Origin of the sequence: Streptomyces hygroscopicus, assembly GCF_026168105.1 — a bacterium.
In the GTDB taxonomy this organism is placed as follows: domain Bacteria; phylum Actinomycetota; class Actinomycetes; order Streptomycetales; family Streptomycetaceae; genus Streptomyces; species Streptomyces hygroscopicus_D.
This window is the reverse complement of record NZ_LBMW01000001.1, coordinates 26356-47421: the sequence shown is the minus strand read 5'-3', so window position 1 is coordinate 47421 and position 21066 is coordinate 26356. Positions and strand designations below refer to the sequence as shown.

Sequence of the window (21066 nt, the reverse complement as noted above, 5' to 3'; positions counted from 1 at the left end):
AATGCCGCAGTGCGACCCGTGGTTCCCCGATGTGCAGATCCCGTTGGGCTACGGGCAGACCGGGCGGCCTCCGGCGGACGTCGAGCACACGGTGGCCCGCTTCAAGCGTTGGCGGATCCTCTCCGAGGAGGGCGGGCGCTTCCGTGCCCCAATTTGAGAAGCTCGCCGAGACCCTTGACGCCGTCATCGGACTCATCAATTTCCCGCTTCGCGCTGAACTCTTCTGAGCAGAGCTCTAGATCCGCCAAAGTGGCCCCCATCTCGCGATGGGGGCCACAAGAGGCTAGAACCAGCAGCTACCGGCGGTATCTTCGTCGTTACTCATGCAACTCCTGCCGTCCCAGTGTGTCGCTACGTTCAGATAGTGATCAGCGCTAAACCCAACCCCAAAAACTTTGGCGCTACTAGTGAAGTTCTCGGTTGCGCCGAACGCTTGGTCTCCATTTCCAAAAGCCGGGTTCTGCCCATACCATTGGCACGGGCCTTTCAGATCGATCGCGAACCCGGTCGCAGACTGGCTGCAATGCAGGCTAGTTGGCTGCGCCCATCCTGGAGTGCCGGCGTGCACCCCAAAGCACCAACTGATTCTCACGTCTTCGACGGTGGGAATGCCGTCGTCTGCTTTTGTGCAGAAACTGCCAGGCCCCGTCGATAGCGGATGCATCGTTGACGGGCTAGTCGTTTCGGCGTGGCTGACTTTGAAGCCGCAAAGTGTTGCGACTGCCTTGGCGACAGCGTTGGGCGACCAGGATTTTGGCGCCTGCGCCTTAATCTGCTGCGCGCAGGGTAGTACCGAGCCCCTCGCGGATGTCACCTTGACGGAGACGTCGGTGACGATTGGAGCCTGTGGTGTCGCCGAAGCCGGCGCGGCTGCGATCACCCAGACTGATGACTGCGAACGCGCGCAGTATACTGCGTGGTGCCCTCACGGACCTCTCCCTCGTGGCGCTGGCCGGGGTTGCAGTGACGACGCCAGCGGTGGTGAGGTCGGCCGCGATGGCTCCGGCTGCCAGCTTTCGGGCGAGATTCACATGGTCCCCCTGACGATGTGTGCTTGGTGAGTTGTCTCCCATGCAAGCAGCGCCGCCGAGAGGCGTGCGAGCCCCCGTGACGCGCTTTGGTGCATGACGGCTCATTTCGGGGCCGTTGTGCAAGAACGCCTGCTCGGGGTGTGCCCCTGACGGTGGTTGCTGAGGGGCGTACAGCGTGCGAGGTGTTCCAGGACGTCCGGTTCCTGGGCAACGGCCGCATCACGCCGTGCAGGGACTTGCGGCCAGGTCGCGGATTGCGTTCCCGCGCGTGGAGGACCTCCGTTGATGGCGGCGGGAAGTGTCATGGTCGTACAGGCTGGTTGGACGATGATGCGGCCTCTTGACCGAATCTGCTGCTGTGTGTGGGTGAGGAGGCCTTGCGGCGCACGGGAAGGGGTGCGGGGGGCGGCTTTGCTCCCAGTGTCCGGGACATGGGCGAGGGATTTGTCTCTGCTCCGGGCTTCCCTGCGCTTCAAGGAGAGCCATGCGATACACCACCCTGTCCGGCATTGCCGCCCTGGCCACGATCGTGGTCAACGGTGTGAGCGCGGTACCGGCCGTCGCGGCCCCCGGCATTTCGGTGCGGTGCGACACCACGGCCCTGATCAACGCGCTCGCCACGGCGCCCGCGGGAGCCACCCTCGTCCTCGCCCGCCACTGCACCTACCACCTGACCACCGCCTACGCCGGCGCCGACGGACTGCCCCCCATCGACAGGCAGCTCACCATCGAGGGCCGCGACTCCACGATCGTCCGCGACGGGCTGACGGCCGGTGCCTTCCGCATCTTCCACGTCACCTCCACCGGTGACCTCCGGCTCGACGACGTCACGATCCGCGGCGGCAACGCGCCCGATGCGGGGGGAGGCATCCTCGTTGACAGCTCCGGCAATCTGAAGCTCGACGAGGTCACCCTCGACAACAACCAGGCCGACATCGAGGGAGGCGGCGTCTTTGTCGTGGGCGGCGCCACGGCGTACATCACCCGCAGCGAGTTCACCTTCAACAACGCGGGAGAGGGTGGAGGCCTGCAATCGGACGGCACCGTCACCACCGACACCGTCGAATTCACACACAACAACGCCGGGGTTGGCGGGGCCATCGGTCACGAGGACGGTAACGCGGTCTTCCGCAATACCACCCTGAAGAACAACACCAGCAGCTTTGACGGCGGTGGCATCGACACAGAAAGCGGCCCCGTCCAGTTCATCAACAGCAAGATCATCGACAACACCACCACAGGTGCGCAGGGCGGCGGGATCTGGAACGCGGTCTCGCTGACGCTCATCAAGACCGAGGTCTCAGGCAACGTCGCAGGAGGCTCCAACGGCCAGGGCGGCGGCATCTACAACAATCCCGCCGGCACTCTGGTGCTGCGGGACAGCTCGGTCGACCGCAACAGCGCGAACGGCTCCGGCACGTCACAGGCCGGCGGCATCTACAACCCCGGCGGTGCGGTGACGCTCGATCGCAGTGAGGTGAACAACAACGCCTCGACCGTCGCACCGGGCGGCGTGTGGACCGACACGCAGTTCACGGTGAACCGGTCGGAGATCCGGCGCAACATTCCCACCAACTGCGCGGGCAGCCCCGTCATCGTCACCGGCTGCGTCGGCTGACACAACCTCCGATGCCGCGTCCCGCACCGACCGCCGATTCCGGTGCGGGGCGCCGCCCGTTGCGGGGCGCCCGGCCCAGCACATCAGAGGGCCAGCGCGGGCACGCACCTGCCCCCACACGTCGGACAGCGCTCGACTCGCCGCCCGGACACGGCTCACGGCTTCGATCCACCTCATTCTGTTAGCCACTGTAAAGGGTGTCCCGTAACTGATCTTCCGTATGAGGGTGGTTGATCAGGATTGGGTCCTGGCTCCCACCGGTGGGCTGCGCCGCCAGGGCTGCGTCGTTCTCGCGGACTGTCCACCTGTAGGTGCGGTCCCGGATCGGCGGGCTGCCGTCGGGAAACGCGGCGAGGGCCGTGGCCGCGGTCTGGTCCGGAACGGCGGGCAACCCCTTGGAGGCATCGACAGTGGTTCACCCCCTGCGACCGCACGACACAGCAGCGGCTAGCAGGGGACGTCCTCCCGACAACATGCGGATCCATGCCGGGAAATGAGCAACGCGGTCCCCCTGCTATGGTGCGCCGATGTCATCGATCAAGCAGTTCCAGGTCACCTTCGACTGCGCAGAACCTGAGCGTGTCGCTCGCTTTTGGTGCGAGGTGTTGGGGTACGTCGTACCGCCGCCACCGGAGGGGTTTGCTACGTGGGACGATTTCGATCGCTCTCTGCCGCCCGAGCGGCAGGGTTCAGCGTTCGCCTGCAGCGATCCCTCAGGCGTGGGCCCGCGGCTGTTCTTCCAGCGCGTCCCCGAAGGCAAGGTCGTCAAGAATCGGGTGCATCTTGACGTGCGAGTCGGCACCGGGCTCGTGGGTGAAGAGCGCCTCGCCACGCTCGAAGCCGAGTGCGCACGACTGGTCGCGCTCGGCGCGATACGTGTGCGACTGCTGGTTGCCGATGACCACAATGAGTCGTGCATCGTGATGCAGGACATCGAGGGCAACGAGTTCTGTCTCGACTGAGCGTCCTGGGTCGAGACGATCGGGGTGTCCGTCTCGGGCGGCCTGGCCTCCCTGGCCGCCCTCCTGCACGCCCATGCGGTCGCGGAAGGCCGTCGGGCGATCGCGTTCACGGCGGACATGACCGATGACCGGGGCGAAAGCCGTGTGCCGGTCGTGGCCCGGATCCTGCGGGACCTGGACCTGACCGGGGTGGAGCTGGAGGTCGTCGAGCCCGGACGGGAGCCGGTGGAACTGCGGCCGGTGTGGAGTGCGGTGGGCCTGCGTCTGGACCCCCGGCCGGATGTGAACGCGGCGACGGCCTCCCGCGCCGGCGCGTACGGCGTGGACGTGTTGCTGTCGGTGGACGGCTCGGACGAGCTGCTGGGCGTGCCTCGCTACGCCACGGCCCAAGTCGCCTTCCGCCATCAACAACTCCGGGCTTGCGGCCGCGTGCCGAACCAGCTCACTGGCCTGCCTCAACACGTGCGGTGCGGCCCCCCGAGGCGGAGGGGCCGCAGCGGCCTGTAAAGCCGCGGAGCGTCCTGGCTCATGGGGACGGTCGGAACAGCCAGTAACAGCAGCGGTCAGCCGACGGCTGCGCGGCCGGGAGCGACGCCGCGCAGAGTCGGGTGGTGCCGGAGCGGGAGCAATAGTCAATAGTTGTGGATCAGGTATTGCGGCTATTCGCGGTTGGCCGTCGTGGCCTGCTGATTCAGGCGTGTACGCCGTGGGTGCTCGGGTCGATCGGGTCGAGTGGTGGTGTGGCTATCGTGGATGCACGGCGTAAGTCAGGTGCGTCACCCGCGACGACGGCTCCGAACCGACCGGCTCGAGCGCGACCCTGGGCGCGTCCACGCCCTGGAAGAGGCGGATTCCGGAGCCGAACAGCACGGGCGACAGCGCGATCGAGAACTCGTCGATCAGGCCGGCGTTCACGTACTCCAGGATCGTCGCGCCGCCGCCCGCGATGCGGACGTCACGGTCGCCGGCGGCCTCGCGGGCCTGGTCGAGCGCGGACTCGATACCGTCGTTGACGAAGTGGAACGTGGTCCCACCGGGCCGCTCCCAGGGGTCACGCTTGGTGTGTGTCACGACGAACACCGGCGTGTGGAACGGCGCCTCCTCCGGCCACATCTGCTCGCCGGCGTCGAACATGCGCTTGCCCATGACGCTTGCGCCGGTGCGCTCGTACGTCTCCCGCAGGATGTCGTTGTCGCGCCCCTCCTCGCCGCCCTCGCCCAGCTTCAGGTTCTCCCGGAAGAACCGCTGCGGGAAGATCCACTGCTGCAGTTCCATCCACTGCTGCCCCATCAAGTCTCCGAGGGACTCGGGTGCGATGAAACCGTCCAGCGACATCGACACGCTGAAGAACACCTTCCCGGCCATCAGCCCTCCACCCCTTTCCGAAGGATCTCGGTGACGTAGGCTGCCAGGTTGCTCAGGGTCTGCTGGCCGCCCTCGATCGCGTGGTACTTCTCGACCGCCTGGTCGCGCAGTTCCCTGGTGGGAAATACTGTGCGCATCACGATCCGGGTCTGCTCGCCGTCCGACGCGAAGGTCAGGACCGACTCGAAGGCGTTCGGGTCGTCGCGGGACTCACCATGCAGCAGCGCGATCCGCTCCGGCGGGGCGATCCGCAGCCAGCGGATCCACTCTGAGTAGTCGGTGCCGTCCGGCCCGTGCAGCACGAAGTCCCACTCCCCGCCCTCGCGGAACTCGAAGGACCGCGTGGTGGTGGTGAACCCCTCCGGACCCCACCACCGCGACAGGTGCCGAACCTCGGTGAACGCCTCGAACACCAGCTCCCGCGGGGCGTCGATGACCCGGGAGATCTCGATCTCCCGGTCGGCCGTCGCCAGCTCCGCCTGTGCTTCTTGCCTTGCTCCTGGCATCGGTCAATCCTCCTGCCGTGTCTGCTTCAGGTCCTGCACATAGGCGTCCAGCCGGTCGAAACTCTCGTTCCAGAACCGCTCGAATCCGCCGACCCACTCGTGGACCGGCCGCAGCCCACGGGCGTCCAGGCCGTAGAGGCGCTGCTTGCCCGCCCCGCGGACCCGCACCAGCCCCACCTCCCGGAGCACCCGCAGGTGCTTGGACGCCCCCGGCTGGGTCATCCCCAGCTCCTGCGCCAGGTCGGTCACCGGCCGCTCACCCGCCTGCAGCAGCGCCAGGATGTTCCGGCGCTGCGGCTCGGCGATCGCGTTGAAGACGTCCGACGTCGTCGCTGCTCGTGCCATGGCCACCATCATATGCCTATATCGGCATGCGACAAGCCGGTCGGGAACCGGGCGAGTCTTGTTGGATCGCGATCTGCATGCTTGATCAGGCTGCGGTGGCCTCCTTCCGCTCGATCAGGACGCCGTTTTCGAACCGGGCGCCGGAGCGGACCAGGGCCACGAGGTGTGCCCCGGTGATCGCCCGCCAGCGTTCCTGAGCGGACTCGACGAGCTTGAACACCATCGCGAGGGCGGCGGCCGGGCTGCCGGCGCCGCGGGTGACCTTGGTCCGGAGCTTGACCGTCGAGAAGGTTGATTCGATGGGATTTGTCGTTCGCAGATGGATCCAGTGTTCGGCGGGAAAGTCGTAAAAGGCCAGCAGCTCCTCGCGGTCGTCGGTGATCTTCGCGACGGCCTTGGGGAACTTGGACCCGTAGATCTTCGCGAATGCCTCGATCGCTTTCTCGGCGTGCGTGCGGTCCTCGGCGTTGTAGGTCTCCTGCATCGCCTTGGTCGCGCCCGGTTGTGCGGACTTCGGAAGGGCGTTGGTGACGTTGCGGGCCTTGTGGACCCAGCACCGCTGGTGGCGGGCGGCGGGGGAACACCTCCGTGAGCGCCTTCCACAGCCCCATCGCGCCGTCACCGACGACGAGTTCGGGGTCGCGCATGCCGCGCCTGCGGCAGTCGCGCAGCAGGTCGGCCCATGACTCGGCAGACTCCCGCAGGCCCTCCGCGAGGGCGACCAGTTCCTTGGTGCCGTCCAGGCGCACGCCGAGCAGGACCAGCACACAGGAGTGGGCTTGGCCGAGTCTGATCTTGGGGTTCACGCCGTCGGCCCATACGTAGACGTAGTCGCTGCCCGCAAGGTCGCGCTGTTGGAAGACGGTGTGGTCGTCTTGCCACTGCTTGGTCAGACGGGTCACCGTGGCCGGTGACAGTCCGGCCGCCGAGCCGAGGAACTGCTCGAGGGCGGGCATGAAGTCCCCGGACGACAGTCCACGCAGGTAGAGCAGCGGCAGTACCTCGCTAACCTTGGGCGACTTGCGGCACCACGGCGGCAGGATCTTGGAGGAGAACCGTCGCCTGGCGCCGGTTTCCTCATCCATGCGGCGGTCGTTGACCCGGGGCGCGGTGACCTCGACCGGTCCTGCGGCGGTGGCCACCATGCGGGGCCGGTGGTGGCCGTTGCGGACCACCAGCCGGCGACCACGCTCGTCCGTCTCGCCAGCCAACTCGGCTATGTACTGGTTAACTTCGGCTTCCAACGCAGCGGCGAGCATCCGCCGAGCGCCCTCGCGAACGATCTCGTCGATCAAAGAGCCGGACTCGGTGGAACCGTCGGCGTTGACTACGCTGAGCACTGGCGTGCTTTCCCGGCCCGCGCTGCAACGCGGGCCTCAACTCGGTGACTTGGCGATCAATCACCCGGGAAGGTACGCCCTTCGCGTGCTCCCCGGAGCCGATCCACAAGTCCCGAGCATTGCTCCCGGAGCGGTGATCCGCTGCCGTTGCCCGTGGAGCGGGAGTTGCGGGTCTTGCCCTGCCACCGGCTGTCACAAGCCGCAACCGACCAGCGAGGCCCAATAGCGCGGCGCCGCACGCGCGGGCCTCATCATGGCCGTAGCGCGTCAAGGGCTCCGCCGAGTCGGCGGTGTGCCCCGGACAGTCACGCCGGTTCGGTCGTGTCGCGCGGCCGACGGGCGCCGTTGAGCAGAGCATGGCGATGACACCGAGTCGGCCGCTGACACCACGGACGGGTGCGGTGCCACCCGTCCTGCCCACCGAGCGAGCCACGCGGGCCAGGACCACTCACCGTCCTGGAGGAACCATGACCCGTGAAGACAAGGCGCCACCGATCGGTGTCCTGAACGGGCGCATGCTGATGGCGGCAGTGGTATCCGCGATCAGCGGGCTGCTGTACGGCTACGACACAGGCGTCATCTCCGGCGGGTTGCTCCAGATCGCCAAGGAGTTCCACATCGGAAACACCATGAAGGAGGTGATCGCGGCCGCGATCCTCCTGGGTGCCGTGGTCGGCTCCCTCGCCTGCAGCCTGCTGTCCGAACGCGTCGGTCGACACCGCACGATCCTGATGATCTGCGTGGTGTTCGTCCTCGGCAGCCTGGCCAGCTCACTCGCACCCACTGCGGTCGGTCTGGCCCTGGCCCGGGTGCTGCTCGGCTTCGCCGTCGGCGGCGCCACTCAGACCGTACCCATGTACGTTGCCGAGCTGGCCCCCAAGTCGATCCGCGGACGTCTGGTGCTCTGCTTCCAACTCGCCATCGGTGTCGGCATCGTCGTCGCGACGCTCGTGGGTGCGAGCGAGGCGGTCTCCTGGCGGGAGGCGATCGGCGCAGCCGCCGCACCGGCACTGGTGATGCTTCTCCTGCAGTTGCGCCTGCCCGAGAGCCCTCGGTGGTTGGTGCTCAAGTTCGGCCTCGGTCGCGTGGAGGAGGCGCAGAAGGTGCTCTACAGGTTGCGGCCCGACGGCTACGACGTCTCCTCCGAGCTCGAAGAGATCGTCGCTCTGGAGGGACGCCAGCAGCGGACCAGCAGAGGCAACCGCGGTTGGAGCGGGCTGCGGCAGCCATGGGTTCGGCCGGCCTTGGCAGTCGGCTGCGGCATTGCCCTGTTCACCCAGCTGTCCGGCATCGAAATGATCATCTACTACGCTCCGACCATCCTGACCGACAACGGCTTCTCCAAGACGACCGCGCTTTGGGTCAGCGTGGCGCTGGGCACGGTCTACCTCGTCATGATGGTGGTCGGCCTGATCATCGTCGACAAGGTCGGGCGCCGCCGGCTGACTCTGGTGATGGTGCCCGGCACGGCGCTCAGCCTGTTCGCGCTCGGCGCCTTCTTCGTCACCGGCCACTCCGGCCGCGCCTACGTGCCACCCATCGTCGCCTGCCTGCTAGCCTTCATGTTTTTCAACGCTGGCGGGCTCCAGCTGATGGGCTGGCTGACCGGTTCCGAGATCTACCCCCTGGCGGTGCGTGCGGCGGCCACAAGCGTGCAGTCGGCCACTCTGTGGGGCACGAACCTGCTGATCACGCTCACACTGCTGACGATGATCAGTATCTTCGGTGTGGGCCAGGTGTTCTGGATCTACGGGATGTTCAACGTCGCGGCGTGGCTGTTCGTGTGGTGGCGGATGCCCGAGCTCACCGGACACAGCCTCGAAGACATCGAGAGGCACCTGAAGAGCGGGCGGTTCCGCCCGCGCGACTTCGCTCGCGTCTGACTGCTTGAGCAGGACCAATCGGCTGCGGGCATGGGACGAGGGCGTCCAACGTCAGTGTGTGAAGACGGAGTTGGACACCCTCACAACCGCACTCCATGTGAAGACCGACGACCTGCTTCAGGCGCTGGGCCGGCGCCCCGCGCTGCGGCTGCTTGCACCATATGCATGGGATTGGCAGCCGGGGCCCGGGGCACACGGGTCGGTGTATGACCCGTGCGAGTAGCGGAGACGAGGGAGGCTCTCGATGCTCATGGCACACCCCGCCGTGCTGAAGAACCTGATCGAGCAGTACGAGACGCTGCGCATCCTGCACGCCGAAGACGGCAGCGAGGGTGTGCGCCAGCGTATGAATGACGTCGCGTACACATTGTGCGTGTCGACCGGCACGCGCGACATCGATACCGCCCTCATCGCCGCTCGCCATCAGCTGCCCGGAGCCCGTACCGAAGACGACTCCGTCCTTGCCCCCTGACTGCTTGCTGCATCCGACCCGGCACCACCATGAGCACCGCCGCCGACCTGCCGACTTTCACCAGCCTCGATGAGCTGATCCGGCTCGTCATCCGTCGCCGTTGCCTCTGCGCACGCTGGTCCCGCGGCCCGGACCGCGCTCTGACGGACGTGAGCAGTACGAATGACCTGACCGGCGTTAACGACTCGGTACGCGGTAGCGCGGGGTCGGCCGTGACATGACGACGGCCGCGCAGGTTGAGTGGATTGTGACGTCCTCCTCGGCCAGCGGGGCCTTCGGGTTGAGGAAGCCGGCTGTCAGGGCCGGCGCCTCGTCGCACGCCCGAGCCCGTACGACACGACGAACGGCACCCCGCGGCTGCGGTGCCGGCCGGCGTCCCGGGCCCGGGCCGTGCGCCTGCGTTGTCGGGCGCCCTGGTCGACGCCGGGGCTGGACCCACGCTTTGGAGAGCCGGATCGGCGGAAGGACGATGTGCCACCGACCGGGCCCCCGGCGGGGGAGGCCATCGACGGCCGGCGCCGAGGTGTGCAACGCAGTCGCTTGCCGCGCGAGCCGCTCGTCCAGCTCGCACGGCCGCCGCCGAACGGCGGAACGCCGACTTCCCCCTCGGCACCAGCGGCTGGGCGGCCGTGCGGGCCCGCGAAGTCCTCCCCGCGCCCGACACCGCCCGCCGGCGGAATCTCCGGGCTCGTACAGCAGCCCGCACCGCCCCTATCGTGGATGCGTCATAGCGGTGCTGACCGTCGACATGCCTCGCGCGGCAGGCCCGCGTCAGCCGATCTGTTCGGCCAGGGCGACGATGATGCCTGCGGGGCCGCGGAGGTAGCAGAGCCGGAAGATGTTCTCGTACTGCGCCACCTCGCCGAGGAGTTCGGCGCCGTGGGCGCGCAGGCGGGCGATGGTGTCGTCGATGTCGTCGACGGCGAACATGACGCGATGCAGGCCCAGCGTGTTGGGCGGAGGGTTCCGCGGCTCGGCGTCGGATACCGCGGGGGTGTGGTATTTGGTCAGCTCCAGCTTGCTGTGGCCGTCCGGGGTCCGCATCATCGCGATGTCGCTCCGGACGCCGTCGAGTCCGACGGTGCGGTCCGCATAGAGGCCCTCGATCTGCGCCTTGCCTTCCAGCTCCATGCCGAGCTCGGTGAAGAAGGCGACTGCCGCGTCCAGATCGTCGACGACGATGGCGACGTTGTCCATCCGCTGAATAGTCATGTCTCTGAGCCTAACGACTCGGTACGCGGTAGCGCGGGGTCGGCCGTGACATGACGACGGCCCCGCAGGTTGAGTGGATTGTGACGTCCTTCTCGGCCGCGCGACCTTGTCCCATCCTGCCTTCTGCGGCCCTGATCGTGCACGTCTCGGCGACTTGATCGAGGAAGTGGCTGGCCCGTGGGCGGCACAGCGCGAGTCTGCGCTCCGGGAACGGCGCGGCCACGACCGTCGGCGGGCGGCCGGACAATCCACCAGGCCAGCACGTCCCGACCTCAATCGCGTACCAAGTCGTAAGCTGCCGGGCTGGTCGGCCGGGGCCTGCCCCCGGATCTTGGACACTTGACACGTGGCCTGGCATAAGGCCGCCGCCGAGGGGTCGGCCACGACCGACCCGGGCCACCTGGCCTTCAACGCCGCCCACGCCCGGCGGGATCGGCAGCCCGGGAACAGCGCCACGGCCAGCACGAAGCAAACCATCACCGGGGCGGGCAGGGGTCGCATCCGCCGCTCGCCCCGGCCGGACGCGTGCACCACCTCGTCCACCAGCGACGGCGGCACCCACCTGTCAACACCCCTAAATGACCGGGCAGCCACACCCACGACCGGTCCCGAAAAACGCCTGCGGTGGCACACCGGACAGACAACGGAGTCCCCTCGGACAGTGACCTCGACACTCACAGGCCGCTGCTGTCCCGGGGCACGGGATGCTCCAGGAGCTACCCGTGACCGCCGGGCCATGATGACCTCGGCCCGGCACCCCTCGTGCGAAGCAGACCCCGCAGCCGCTGCTGAGCGGGAGCCGTCAGCTCGCGTGCGTCTGGTTCGTCGGGAGGTTGAAGACTCGTGGGCGGGCGCTGCGAAGGGCGGTGGCGATGGCGCCCAACAGGACGGCGTTGTCGCCGAGCTCGCTTGGGGCGAGGGCGGGGCGCAGCGGGGTGGTCTGGTGCAGGGCTGCGCGGACCGGGGCGAGGAGGAGGTCGGTGCTGCGGCCGACGCCACCGCCGAGGACGACCAGGTCGGGGTCGAGCACGGCGGAGACGGCGGCGACGACCAGGGCCAGGCGTTCACTTTCCTGCCGCACCGCGGCCACCGCGGCCGGCGTGCCGGCGCGGGCCTCGTCGAAGATGCGCTTGGCGGTGAGCCGCCCGGTCATCCCCAGTTCGCGGGCGGTTCGGACCACGGCGTCGGCGGAGACCGCCTCCTCCAGCGCGCCGCGGCGCGGGCCGTGGCGCAGAAGCTCGGGGGAGCCAAGGGACAGGGGGAGGAAGCCGACCTCGCCGGCCGCGCCGTGGGCGCCGGTGAAGAGTTCGCCGTGGGAGACGATGCCGATGCCGAGGCCGGTGCCGATCAGCACGTAGACGAAGAGTTTGCTGCCCCGGCCCGCTCCGAAGGCGTACTCGCCGAGCGCCGCGAGGTTGGCGTCGTTGTGCACGGACAGCTCCAGTGCGCTGCCGCCCAGCTGCTCCCGGACCTTGTCGAAGAGTCCGGCGCGGCCCCAGCCGGGCAGGTTGACGGCGTAACGTACACGGCCGTCCTCGGGGTCGAAGACTCCGGGGGTACCCACGGCGGCGTGGACGACCCGGTCGGCGGAGACATCAGCGGAGTCCATTACCTTCCCGGCCGCTCGGGCTGCCGCATCGGCCAGGGCGGCGGCAGTGCGGCCGGTGTTGGGGACGTCGATCCGTGAGAGCACCTCACCGGAGAGGTCAGCGACAGCGGCGCGCAGCCGGGCCCGGCCGATGTCGATGCCGAGGACATAGCCAGCGGTGGGGTCGGGTTCGTAGAGGACAGCGGTGCGGCCCCGTTCGGGGAGGGCGGTCCCCGCCTCACGCACCAGCCCGCGCTGTTCCAGCGCGGCGAGGGCGCTGGAGACAGTGGGCTTGGAGAGTCCCGTGACCCGGGCGAGTTGGGCCCGGGAGGCCGGGGCGGCATTGCGCAGGTGCTCGAGCAGCAGCCACTCGTTGTTGCTGCGCAGGCGCTGCCGGTTCCAGGGCTGCTCGTCCACGGTCCTCCGCTCTCGCTCCGGCCCCGACGGGTGTCGGGCCACCTGTCAGAAGCAACTGTAGGCAGTCCGTGACCGGCCTCGCCCTTGACGTCATTAGTAAAGGAATTTAACTTTACTTTCGCCCTCGACCCCCTCTCCCCGGAGGCAGCCTTGTCAACCCACGAGACTCCCGGACTTTCCAGAAAGATCGGCCTGTTCCAGGCGACCGCCATCAACATGAGTCAGATGTGCGGCATCGGCCCCTTCGTCACCATCCCGCTGATGGTCGCCGCCTTCGGCGGGCCGCAGGCCGTCATCGGCTGGATCGCCGGCGCGCTGCTCGCCCTCGCGGACGGCCTGGTCTGGGCCGAGCTGGGCGCCTCGCTGCCCGGATCCGGAGGCACCTACGTCTACCTGCGCGAGGCCTTCCAGTACCGGACCGGACGGCTGATGCCCTTCCTGTTCGTGTGGACCGCCATGCTCTTCATCCCGCTGATCATGTCCACCGGCGTCCAGGGCCTGGTCCAGTACCTCGGTTACCTGTGGCCGTCGATGACAACGGGCCAGGGTGACCTGGTCGGCCTCGGCGTCGTGGCGCTGGTCGTACTGTTGCTGTGGCGCAAGGTCGAGAACATCGGACGGATCACCGTCGTCATGTGGACCGTGATGATCGTGTCCGTGCTCGCCGTGATCCTCGCCGCGTTCACCCACTTCGACGCCTCGATGGCCTTCACCTGGCCTGCCCATGCCGTCGAACTCACCCACGGTGCCTTCTGGTTGGGCTTGGCATCGGGACTGACCATCGGCATCTACGACTACCTCGGCTACAACACCACCGCCTACCTCGGGGCCGAGGTCAAGAACCCGGGCCGGGTACTGCCGCGGTCCATCGTCTACGCCATCCTCGCCATCATGGCCGTCTATCTGCTGCTGCAGATCGGCGTCCTGGGCGTCGTCAACTGGCACGACATGCTCGACCCCAACAACGTCGCCTCCCAGTCCGTGGCCTCCGCGGTCCTCGAGAAGACCTTCGGCAAGGGCGCCGCCGACACCGTCACCGTGCTCATCCTGGTCACCGCACTCGCCTCCGTCTTCACCGGACTCCTCGGCGGCTCCCGCGTCCCCTTCGGTGCCGCACGCGACGGAGTCTTCTTCAAGGCCTTCGGCCGCCTGCACCCCAAGCACCAGTTCCCCGTCCTCGGCCTGGCCGCCATGGGCGTCATCACCGCGGCCGGGTTCCTGCTCGCCCGGCACGTCGGCACCTCCGCCGCGCACCCACCCCTGACCATCCTGATCACCCTGCTCACCACCGTCATGGTGATCATCCAGGCGCTGGCCCAAATCGCAGCCGTCACCGTGCTCCGCCGCCGCCAGCCGAACCTGCGCCGCCCCTACAAGATGCTGCTCTACCCCCTGCCCAGTGTCGTCGCGGGCATCGGCTGGCTGGTCATCTACGGCTACGCCGACAAGGCCAACGCCGGTGTCCACCCCATCGAGTGGTCACTGGCCTGGGTGGCCCTCGGCGGCGCCGCCTACCTGGTCTGGTCCCGAGCCGAGCGTGCCTGGCCCTTCGGCCCGAAGGAGATACGCCAGGAGTACCTGACCGCCCAGCAAGCCGAATCCCTCGGCACCGTCGGCTGACCCGCCCCGCACGCCGCCTCTGCCACAGAGCACCGCGGAGGCGACCCGATCCGTCCGAACTCCCGGCCGGGCCCGCCCGCCACCCCGCTGACGCGCATCCCGGCCGGGCAGCTCCCCAGAGGACTACCCGCATGCCTCAATCCGCTACACACCACCGCACCAGCGCCTGCACCGTGATCGGTGTCGACTTCGGAGGCACCAAAACAGAGATCGCCCTCGCCGACGGGACGGGACTCGTGCTGGCCCGCACACGACTGGACACCCGCGCCGAACTCGGCCCGGACCAGGTAATCTCCCTCGCCTCCAAGTCGGTACGCGAGCTGGAGCAGACATCCCTGAACCGGTACGGACTGTCGGTGGCAGGCTGGGCGGCGGTGGCCCCCGGCGTCATCCAGCCGGACCGCATCCTGCTCACCCCCAACCTGCCCGGCTGGGAGCGGCTCGCGCTCGCCGACCGTCTCGCGGAGGAATTCGGCGTGCCCGAGGTCGCGGTCGCCAACGACGTGCGGGCCGGTGCACTTGCCGAAGCCAGGTTCGGCGCGCTGTGCGGGGCGGACCCGGGCATCTATGTGAGCCTGGGCACCGGCATCGCCGCGGCCCTGGTCCTGGGCGGGCAGGTGCTGTCCGGGGCTCACCAGGCCGCCGGCGAGATCGGCTACATGAACCCCGGTGACGCCCCCGTCGACGCCGTCACCGCCGGACGCGCGCCCCTGGAGGAGGCGGTCGCCGGCAAAGCCCTCGGCGAGCAGGCGACCGCCCTGTTCGGCGAGGAGTCGACGGGCTATCAGCTCTTCCGGCGCAGCGACGCGGCGGCCCGCGAACTGGTGCAGCGGATGCTTCAGGTGCTGGGCACGGCCCTGGCCAACCTGTCCGTCTTCATCGACCCGGCCCGGATCGTGGTCGGCGGCGGCATGATGGCCGCCGCCGACACCATCCTCCCGGCACTGGTTCGGGCCGTCACCCAGGCGGTCCCCTTCCCGCCGGAGATCCGCGCCGCCCGCTTCCTCAAGGACGCCTCGCTGCACGGCGCCGTCGCGCTCGCCCTGGACAGCGCCCGTGCCTGTGAACCCCTCACCCACACCGGAACCGTGATTTCTGGAGGCCTTCGATGATCCCCGGCCAGACCGGCAACTGGATGGAAGCAGAGATGCATCAGCAACCGGAGGTGCTTGCTGCCCTGGCGGAACGCTTCGCCGCCATCGGCAAGCTGGCCACGGCAGTCTTTCCGGGGAGCCTGCCAACTGGTGTCGCCTTCCTCGCCCGTGGCTCCTCCGACCACGCCGCCCTGCTCGGCCGCTATGCCGTCGAACTGAACACCGGGCTCCCCACCTGCATGGTCGCGCCCAGCCTGACCACCGCCTACGGCCGCAACCCTGACCGGTTCCGCGGCTGGCTTCTGGTTGCCCTCTCGCAGTCGGGCCGCACCCCGGAGATCGTCGACCTGGCCCAGCGCTATGCCGCTGCGGGTGCCAAGGTCGTCGCGATCACCAACGACGCCGAATCGGCACTCGCCGACGCGGCGCATCTCGCGGTCCCTCTGCACGCCGGGCTGGAGCAGGCGGTCCCGGCGACCAAGACAGTGACCGGCCAGATGCTCGCTGTCCTCGCGGTCGCTTCCGGACTGGGCCCGGGAGGGCTGACGCAGCGTCAAGCCGCCGAGCTTCCCGAGGCCGTTGCCCGAGTGCTGGCCGCCGCCGGGCGGCTCGAGGACGCCGCCAGGGTGCTCGCCGGATGCGACCGGCTGGCGGTCGTAGGGCGCGGTGCCTGCTACCCGGCTGCCCTGGAGACGGCGCTCAAGTTGCAGGAGACAACCGGCCTGATGGCCCACGGCTTCTCCACGGCCGACTTCCGCCACGGCCCGATCGCCGTTACCGGCCCGAACGCCCCCGCCGTGCTCCTGGCCGGCTCCGGTCCTGCCGACGACGACACCCGGGCGCTGCGTGCGGACCTCTCCCAGCGCGGTGCCGAGACATGCCTGCTGGGCACCGCACCCGAAGCCGACGTGCCCTGGCCGCCGCTCGGCCACCTCGGTGAGGCGCTGCTGGCCACGGTCCGCGGCCAGCAGCTCGCCCTGGCCACGGCCCGCGCCCTCCACATCGACCCGGACCGGCCGACCGGCCTGAACAAGGTCACGCTCACCCACTGATGACGCATCCGATCAGCGCCTCGGGCCAGTGCGCCGAAAGACGGTGGACACGGCGTCGGCCAGTGGTGACGAACTGGCCGGCAGCTGGAACAGCCGCAATCTCGGGCGGAAGCCCAGCGGTGGCTTGTAAGCCTCGTGTCTGCGACCGGGTTCCACCCTGCTGAGCAGCGGCGGGAGCATGGTACGCGTACAGGCGAACCGTGCCTTCTACCAGCGCGTACGGACCTACAACCTCACCGTCGAAAGCTTCCACACCTACTACGTGTTTGCAGGTTCGACATCGGTCCCTGCGTGATGGAACGTCCGCTGGTGGGAAGGCTGTTGGTGATCTTGCTCAGGTGCGCCGCTACTTCTGCGAGCGAACCTCGTGTTCAAGGGCGGACGTTCGCCGAGCGGGTCCCAGACCTGAGCGAACGGTACCGGCGTCACAGCGCCGGGCTGCGGCGATGGATGCTTTCATCGCGACGTTTCTGGGGCGGCCGTCCCGGCGAACGCCTGTGTAGGACCCTGCAGTTACCCGCTGACCGCACTGGCCGCTCGGCTCGCGTGTCCCGATATCGCCCGAGCCTGCGATCTCGCCCGCACCTTCCACGACCTGCTCCAACAACGGTGCGGTTACCAGTTGTTGGAGTGGGTCCGGGAGGCCGGGCGCGACGCGCCGGCCCCCATCCGTTCCTTCGCGCAGTGCCTGTGCCTCGACCTGCAAGCCGTGACCGCCGGCCTCACTCTGCCGTGGAGCTCTGGCATCGTCGAAGGCCACGTCAACCGAATCAAGACGATCAAGCGGGCCGTGTACGGCCGGGCCTCGTTTCGTCTCCTCCGCACTCGAATTCCGCTTCGCGCATGAGCTGGAGATTCACGGATTCGTGGCCAGAACCAATTACGTCGTCGTCCACATGACAGGGGCCGGGGGAGCGTTCAGGAGATTGGGGCGCCTGTGGGGATCGAGGACACGGCGCCGGGCGGCAGCGTCTGGATCTTCCGCCAGTCGAAGTAGTACTTGTCCATCGCGGCCGGGCTGGTGATCCAGCGCTTGACGCCGTTGCTGAACAAATACACCGCGGGAGCGTTAGAAGCTTTGCCGAGGAAAGCACCGTCCGACAGCGCGCTGCCGGAGTCGATACTGCCGATGTCGACGACCGACTGGATGCCGTTCCAGTCTCGGAAGAGATTGTTGTACGTGGCCGGGTTGGGGATCCAACGACGTCGCCCGTCGAGAATCAGGTAGATGGCCGGGGAACTTAGCGCCTTCACGCGCAGACCGTTCAGCTCAGGATGGCTGCCTTTGAAGGCCAGGATGACAGCCTGTCCCGGCTTCGAGGCCGCCCGGGACGGCAAAGCCTGCGCGGCGGGAGCCGCGGCGAATCCCGCTGAGGACGCAAGTACGAGAGCCAGCGCGGCAATCGATGAACGCTTCATCACTGTTCCTCCATCACATCGCATGGTGAGGCCCCGCCCACAGCCGACAGACCCGGCAAAAGGGGGACGCTCCGCCGATACCGATGGGAAGACTCCACCCGGTCCCGTGCCGCGTCAACGGCCGCTAACCGGCCATCAGCCATTCCCCGCCAAGGCTCACGCCGACACCAAGCCCCCTACTTCAACCTCAGTTGAAGCACCAGGGTCCGCGCCGGAGGGCAGGTACCGGCAGATGTGCCGAGCCGGGCGAGGAAGCCCTTGTGGCGTGACACGCACATCGATACCGGTAAACAACACATCCTCGACCCTCGCGGCCCCCATACCTGGGCAATGCCCGCAAGAAACGTTCCGGCAGTCGCGCAATGACCTGGGGAGTCACGGAATCGCCGCCAGAACCAATTACGCCGTCGTCGACACGACTATCTGCTGGGGTGCTGGGCCGAACGCTGCTGCAGCCTGAAGCGGCATCTCCTGACGGCTGCTACTCCTGCCGTAGTCTGCCAACCCGTTCGCTCTCCCGCCCGACCGTCTGGCCCGGCGGATCATCCAGACTCTGCGCGTTTGGGCTGCAGAGCGTGAATGCGTGGCCAACCCGGCCCCGCATCCGCACATCGCGCCGCTCGTGCGCGGCCGCATGCTGCGCGGGGCGTGCCCGCACCACGCACGGGGAACTTGTGTTCACTTCCACGACTGCTTGCCGTCTGGCTGCTGTTGTCCTCACCACTGCGGTTCTGGCCGGGGAGGCGGCGCTGCCCGCGTCCGCTGCTGGCCATCCGGCCCGGCAGCCCCGGCCTAATGTGCAGATCAGAGCTATGACTGAGCCGCGGCCAAACTCCCCGTCAACATCATCTTCGATCCCGACCCGCCGACCCACCACCGGTGGGTGATGGCGCGCCGCAGCCTGTCCAACCCCGGCGAGATCGCCTACCACCTAACTTACGCCCCCGTCGGCATCGAGATCGCCGAGCCGGTCCGCGTCGCCGGCAGCCGCTTTGCGATCGAGGAATGCTCCCAGGGCCGCGAAGAACGAGTCAGGCCTGGACGAGTACGAGGTTCGCCGATACGTGGGCTGGTACCGGCACATCACCCTGGCCATGCTCGCCCACGCTGTCCTGGCCGCACTTGCAGCCAAGGCCAGCAGTGACACAAAGGGGGCTGCAGAAACGGATCAGCCCTTATCCCGCTCACCGTGGCAGAGATCCGGCGACTCCCGAACGCTCTCCTACCCCACTCACGAACCCGTCACGCACGCACTGAAATGGTTGGCCTGGAGAAGACACCGCCAGCCATCGCCCGAAGCTGCCACTACCGAAAACGCAGCTCAGGACACGAGCCGCTGCTGGAGTACTAATACTCCAGTCGCGTTTCTCCATTTGCGCTGGTCAGCGCGTCGGTTTCGAGTCTATTTGACTGACGCCCCATCAGGGGGGCGGTGGTTCGTGACTCACCCGATCGAAGTGCGTTGAGCCAGTCGTGGAGTCGGATGTCGAAGCGGGTCTGTGGGCCAGTGAGTTGGAGTCCCTGCTGCTGCGGGTGGGCAAGCGATTCGGGCGGGTAGAGCCGCGGCAACGGATGCGGGATCACGTGCGCGGCCTGCTCGGCCCGGTCGGCCGGAAGAACAGCTGGCAGCTCGCCGAGCACGCGGGCCATGCCACTCCATACGGACCGCCCGGCGCAGGATTCACTCGACGGGCGCTGACCGGGAGGGTGCCGCCGACGCGGACGGCGGCGAGGGGCTGGTGCAGGCCGGGTCGTTTGCGGATCCTCTGACGAAAAGCAGCGCTCTTCGCGTCGAAGCGGTCCTGCCCCGCGCACTACCGCGCGGGTCGGCATGGTGGTGTCCCAGGGCGTCGTCGAGGAGAAGTCCACCCGCGTGGTCGAGGTCCTGCTGTCCGTTCTGACGCCACTGCGGCTGCTGGTTGGCAAGGTGCTCGGGATCGGGATCAGCGCATTCGTGCAGATGGGAGTGCTGGCGGCGGTGGCGATCGGCACCTCGGCGGTGACGGACACCAGCAGCGTTGGCTTCCGGCCTCGGTATTGGTGGGCTCGCGTATTCAACGGTCACCGGTTCTTCAAAAAGATCAGCCCGATGGATGACCGCCTCCGGGGAGCGCCGCTCTCAGTCGGACGCGACACTGGTCGTGTGGAAAGCGAGCGGATTCGTACACTGCAATATTCGGTTCAGTGGGTCGACCAGCACCCACTCAGCTGGGACGAGGCTGCCTTCCCCGTCACCTACAGGGCTGACGGCTGGGACCTGTTGCTGAGTGAGAAGCGGCTCGACGCCTCGCCGTCCACGGCCTTGGCCGTGGACGAAGCCCGATCACAGCTGGCACCGCTCCTGGCCGCTTGGTCCGCGAGCATCGAGGTCGAGCACCGCTTGATCGTCACCTTCTTCTACCTCGGTGCAGACGTCGAGCGTGATGAGGACAGGGGCGGTGTCACCGTCGCCGACTTCGCAGGTTGCTCAGACGAGGCAACTTCAGCCATCCAACGTGCCGCTCCGCCAGCGCCGAACGGGTCATTCCAGGACACCGACACGGCCAGCTTGGCACGGACGCTGTGCCTGCGGCCGATGCGCAACGGGACCCGGCCGGTCGCCGACGCTGCCTACTACTCGGGATGCTGACCGCGAGTTCCTCACGGCGACCGCCGGGTCGGCTGACCGGCGCGTTCTCCGAACCACCCCGGCGTCCCGTCGTTGGGTACGATCGAACTGAATTATATATTCGAAGTCAGATGTGCTCTTACGAACACTGGGGGTTCCGTGCCAAAAGGCTACTGGGTCAGTGTCTACCGCACCATTTCAGACCCTGAGAAGCTGGCTGCCTACAACAAGCTGGCCGGTCCGGCCGTCCGGGTCGGGGGCGGGCGGCCCCTCGCCCGTGGCGGTCGGGTCGTCGCACACGACGCCGGAATCGCCGAGCGCACCGTCCTGATCGAGTTCGACAGCTTCGAACAGGCCCTCGCGGCCCACGAGAGTGAGGCCTACCAGGAGGCACTGGTCGCGCTCTCCGACGGCGTCGAGCGCGACTTCCGCATCATCGAAGGCATCGACTGACAGTCGGCGACCTGCCCGGCGTCCAGCTCCGACGGGCACCGCGACGGAGAAGAAGCACCACACCGCCGGGCAGGCACGCGA

Annotated in this window: 21 protein-coding genes and 3 pseudogenes; 15 read left to right on the top strand and 9 right to left on the bottom strand. The window is 68.0% G+C overall.

All coding sequences use genetic code 11. The features are described from left to right. The first annotated feature begins 1 nt into the window (after nucleotide 1). The 4 genes from AAW14_RS00255 to AAW14_RS00240 all read left to right on the top strand — a co-directional run bounded on the left by AAW14_RS00255 (nucleotide 2) and on the right by AAW14_RS00240 (nucleotide 4118). Nucleotides 2-157 carry a hypothetical protein gene (locus tag AAW14_RS00255; protein ID WP_265558516.1) on the top strand — a complete coding sequence of 52 codons (156 nt, stop codon included), beginning with the start codon at nucleotides 2-4 and terminating at the stop codon, nucleotides 155-157. A 1358-nt stretch (nucleotides 158-1515) separates the two neighbouring features. Further along, on the top strand, nucleotides 1516-2649 hold the full coding sequence (locus AAW14_RS00250) for a hypothetical protein (protein WP_265558514.1): 1134 nt from the start codon (nucleotides 1516-1518) through the stop codon (nucleotides 2647-2649). 527 nt (nucleotides 2650-3176) lie between these two features. After that, nucleotides 3177-3611 carry a VOC family protein gene (locus AAW14_RS00245; protein WP_265558511.1) on the top strand — a complete coding sequence of 145 codons (435 nt, stop codon included), beginning with the start codon at nucleotides 3177-3179 and terminating at the stop codon, nucleotides 3609-3611. Nucleotides 3612-3635: 24 nt separating this feature from the next. Beyond that, nucleotides 3636-4118 carry an asparagine synthase-related protein gene (locus AAW14_RS00240; protein WP_265558509.1) on the top strand — a complete coding sequence of 161 codons (483 nt, stop codon included), beginning with the start codon at nucleotides 3636-3638 and terminating at the stop codon, nucleotides 4116-4118. Nucleotides 4119-4355: 237 nt separating this feature from the next. Here AAW14_RS00240 and AAW14_RS00235 read toward each other — a convergent pair whose 3' ends face one another. From AAW14_RS00235 to AAW14_RS00220, 4 genes and pseudogenes are all read right to left on the bottom strand, one after another. Then, nucleotides 4356-4976: a dihydrofolate reductase family protein gene (locus AAW14_RS00235; RefSeq protein WP_265558507.1), complete on the bottom strand. Its 621-nt coding sequence runs from the start codon at nucleotides 4974-4976 to the stop codon at nucleotides 4356-4358. After that, complete coding sequence (locus AAW14_RS00230) at nucleotides 4976-5482, bottom strand: SRPBCC family protein (protein WP_265558506.1); 507 nt, start codon at nucleotides 5480-5482, stop codon at nucleotides 4976-4978. Before AAW14_RS00230 ends, AAW14_RS00235 begins: the two co-directional genes overlap by 1 nt. A 3-nt stretch (nucleotides 5483-5485) precedes the next feature. Further along, nucleotides 5486-5827, bottom strand: coding sequence for an ArsR/SmtB family transcription factor (locus AAW14_RS00225; RefSeq protein ID WP_265558504.1), 342 nt, complete (start codon nucleotides 5825-5827; stop codon nucleotides 5486-5488). Between the two features lie 85 nt (nucleotides 5828-5912). Beyond that, a pseudogene (locus AAW14_RS00220) lies at nucleotides 5913-7167 on the bottom strand (IS256 family transposase). Between the two features lie 467 nt (nucleotides 7168-7634). On the opposite strand from AAW14_RS00220, the gene AAW14_RS00215 reads away from it, so the two are divergent. The 3 genes from AAW14_RS00215 (at nucleotide 7635) to AAW14_RS39645 (ending at nucleotide 9743) form a co-directional block, all read left to right on the top strand. Further along, nucleotides 7635-9050, top strand: a complete 1416-nt coding sequence (locus AAW14_RS00215) for a sugar porter family MFS transporter (RefSeq protein WP_265558502.1) — start codon at nucleotides 7635-7637, stop codon at nucleotides 9048-9050. Between the two features lie 244 nt (nucleotides 9051-9294). After that, nucleotides 9295-9522: a DUF5133 domain-containing protein gene (locus tag AAW14_RS00210; protein WP_265558501.1), complete on the top strand. Its 228-nt coding sequence runs from the start codon at nucleotides 9295-9297 to the stop codon at nucleotides 9520-9522. A 29-nt stretch (nucleotides 9523-9551) separates the two neighbouring features. Beyond that, the gene (locus AAW14_RS39645) at nucleotides 9552-9743 is read left to right on the top strand and encodes a DUF6098 family protein (protein WP_416223222.1); all 192 of its coding nucleotides are present in this window, start codon (nucleotides 9552-9554) and stop codon (nucleotides 9741-9743) included. Between the two features lie 550 nt (nucleotides 9744-10293). Here AAW14_RS39645 and AAW14_RS00205 read toward each other — a convergent pair. The 3 genes and pseudogenes from AAW14_RS00205 to AAW14_RS00195 form a co-directional block, all read right to left on the bottom strand. Then, nucleotides 10294-10734: a VOC family protein gene (locus tag AAW14_RS00205; protein ID WP_265559237.1), complete on the bottom strand. Its 441-nt coding sequence runs from the start codon at nucleotides 10732-10734 to the stop codon at nucleotides 10294-10296. A gap of 402 nt (nucleotides 10735-11136) precedes the next feature. Beyond that, nucleotides 11137-11472 (bottom strand): annotated as a pseudogene (locus AAW14_RS00200) (transposase domain-containing protein); the annotation flags it as partial. 64 nt (nucleotides 11473-11536) lie between these two features. Further along, complete coding sequence (locus AAW14_RS00195) at nucleotides 11537-12739, bottom strand: ROK family transcriptional regulator (RefSeq protein WP_265558499.1); 1203 nt, start codon at nucleotides 12737-12739, stop codon at nucleotides 11537-11539. A gap of 150 nt (nucleotides 12740-12889) precedes the next feature. On the opposite strand from AAW14_RS00195, the gene AAW14_RS00190 reads away from it, so the two are divergent. The 5 genes from AAW14_RS00190 (at nucleotide 12890) to AAW14_RS00175 (ending at nucleotide 17352) form a co-directional block, all read left to right on the top strand. After that, nucleotides 12890-14359 (top strand): APC family permease, encoded by a 1470-nt coding sequence (locus AAW14_RS00190; protein WP_265558497.1) that lies wholly within the window; start codon nucleotides 12890-12892, stop codon nucleotides 14357-14359. A gap of 131 nt (nucleotides 14360-14490) precedes the next feature. Continuing rightward, complete coding sequence (locus tag AAW14_RS00185; protein ID WP_265558495.1) at nucleotides 14491-15471, top strand: ROK family protein; 981 nt, start codon at nucleotides 14491-14493, stop codon at nucleotides 15469-15471. Between the two features lie 35 nt (nucleotides 15472-15506). Further along, nucleotides 15507-16505: an SIS domain-containing protein gene (locus AAW14_RS00180; protein WP_265558493.1), complete on the top strand. Its 999-nt coding sequence runs from the start codon at nucleotides 15507-15509 to the stop codon at nucleotides 16503-16505. A 139-nt stretch (nucleotides 16506-16644) separates the two neighbouring features. After that, nucleotides 16645-16800 (top strand): polymorphic toxin-type HINT domain-containing protein, encoded by a 156-nt coding sequence (locus AAW14_RS39640; RefSeq protein WP_416223235.1) that lies wholly within the window; start codon nucleotides 16645-16647, stop codon nucleotides 16798-16800. 225 nt (nucleotides 16801-17025) lie between these two features. Further along, nucleotides 17026-17352: a transposase gene (locus AAW14_RS00175; protein ID WP_322741001.1), complete on the top strand. Its 327-nt coding sequence runs from the start codon at nucleotides 17026-17028 to the stop codon at nucleotides 17350-17352. A 71-nt stretch (nucleotides 17353-17423) separates the two neighbouring features. Here AAW14_RS00175 and AAW14_RS00170 read toward each other — a convergent pair whose 3' ends face one another. Further along, a complete protein-coding gene (locus tag AAW14_RS00170; protein WP_265558490.1) occupies nucleotides 17424-17924 on the bottom strand; it encodes a hypothetical protein in 501 nt (166 codons plus the stop codon). Nucleotides 17925-18804: 880 nt separating this feature from the next. On the opposite strand from AAW14_RS00170, the pseudogene AAW14_RS00165 reads away from it, so the two are divergent. Continuing rightward, a pseudogene (locus AAW14_RS00165) lies at nucleotides 18805-19048 on the top strand (IS701 family transposase); the annotation flags it as partial. Between the two features lie 223 nt (nucleotides 19049-19271). On the opposite strand, the gene AAW14_RS39635 reads toward AAW14_RS00165, so the two are convergent. Then, nucleotides 19272-19574 carry a hypothetical protein gene (locus tag AAW14_RS39635; RefSeq protein ID WP_416223221.1) on the bottom strand — a complete coding sequence of 101 codons (303 nt, stop codon included), beginning with the start codon at nucleotides 19572-19574 and terminating at the stop codon, nucleotides 19272-19274. A 181-nt stretch (nucleotides 19575-19755) separates the two neighbouring features. On the opposite strand from AAW14_RS39635, the gene AAW14_RS00155 reads away from it, so the two are divergent. Continuing rightward, complete coding sequence (locus tag AAW14_RS00155; RefSeq protein WP_265558489.1) at nucleotides 19756-20553, top strand: ABC transporter permease; 798 nt, start codon at nucleotides 19756-19758, stop codon at nucleotides 20551-20553. 138 nt (nucleotides 20554-20691) lie between these two features. Beyond that, nucleotides 20692-20985 (top strand): DUF1330 domain-containing protein, encoded by a 294-nt coding sequence (locus AAW14_RS00150; RefSeq protein WP_265558487.1) that lies wholly within the window; start codon nucleotides 20692-20694, stop codon nucleotides 20983-20985. The last annotated feature ends 81 nt before the right edge of the window (nucleotides 20986-21066 follow it).

What these genes read in the sequence shown, in the direction of transcription:
- AAW14_RS00180 (WP_265558493.1), top strand. Translation starts at nt 15,507, where the DNA reads ATGCATCAGCAACCGGAGGTGCTTGCTGCCCTGGCGGAACGCTTCGCC.
- AAW14_RS00155 (WP_265558489.1), top strand. Translation starts at nt 19,756, where the DNA reads ATGGTGGTGTCCCAGGGCGTCGTCGAGGAGAAGTCCACCCGCGTGGTC.
- AAW14_RS00250 (WP_265558514.1), top strand. Translation starts at nt 1,516, where the DNA reads ATGCGATACACCACCCTGTCCGGCATTGCCGCCCTGGCCACGATCGTG.
- AAW14_RS00210 (WP_265558501.1), top strand. Translation starts at nt 9,295, where the DNA reads ATGCTCATGGCACACCCCGCCGTGCTGAAGAACCTGATCGAGCAGTAC.
- AAW14_RS00230 (WP_265558506.1), bottom strand. Translation starts at nt 5,482, where the DNA reads ATGCCAGGAGCAAGGCAAGAAGCACAGGCGGAGCTGGCGACGGCCGAC.
- AAW14_RS00170 (WP_265558490.1), bottom strand. Translation starts at nt 17,924, where the DNA reads ATGAAGCGTTCATCGATTGCCGCGCTGGCTCTCGTACTTGCGTCCTCA.
- AAW14_RS00235 (WP_265558507.1), bottom strand. Translation starts at nt 4,976, where the DNA reads ATGGCCGGGAAGGTGTTCTTCAGCGTGTCGATGTCGCTGGACGGTTTC.
- AAW14_RS00215 (WP_265558502.1), top strand. Translation starts at nt 7,635, where the DNA reads ATGACCCGTGAAGACAAGGCGCCACCGATCGGTGTCCTGAACGGGCGC.
- AAW14_RS39645 (WP_416223222.1), top strand. Translation starts at nt 9,552, where the DNA reads ATGAGCACCGCCGCCGACCTGCCGACTTTCACCAGCCTCGATGAGCTG.
- AAW14_RS00225 (WP_265558504.1), bottom strand. Translation starts at nt 5,827, where the DNA reads ATGGCACGAGCAGCGACGACGTCGGACGTCTTCAACGCGATCGCCGAG.
- AAW14_RS00205 (WP_265559237.1), bottom strand. Translation starts at nt 10,734, where the DNA reads ATGACTATTCAGCGGATGGACAACGTCGCCATCGTCGTCGACGATCTG.
- AAW14_RS00185 (WP_265558495.1), top strand. Translation starts at nt 14,491, where the DNA reads ATGCCTCAATCCGCTACACACCACCGCACCAGCGCCTGCACCGTGATC.
- AAW14_RS00255 (WP_265558516.1), top strand. Translation starts at nt 2, where the DNA reads ATGCCGCAGTGCGACCCGTGGTTCCCCGATGTGCAGATCCCGTTGGGC.
- AAW14_RS00245 (WP_265558511.1), top strand. Translation starts at nt 3,177, where the DNA reads ATGTCATCGATCAAGCAGTTCCAGGTCACCTTCGACTGCGCAGAACCT.
- AAW14_RS39635 (WP_416223221.1), bottom strand. Translation starts at nt 19,574, where the DNA reads ATGGCCCGCGTGCTCGGCGAGCTGCCAGCTGTTCTTCCGGCCGACCGG.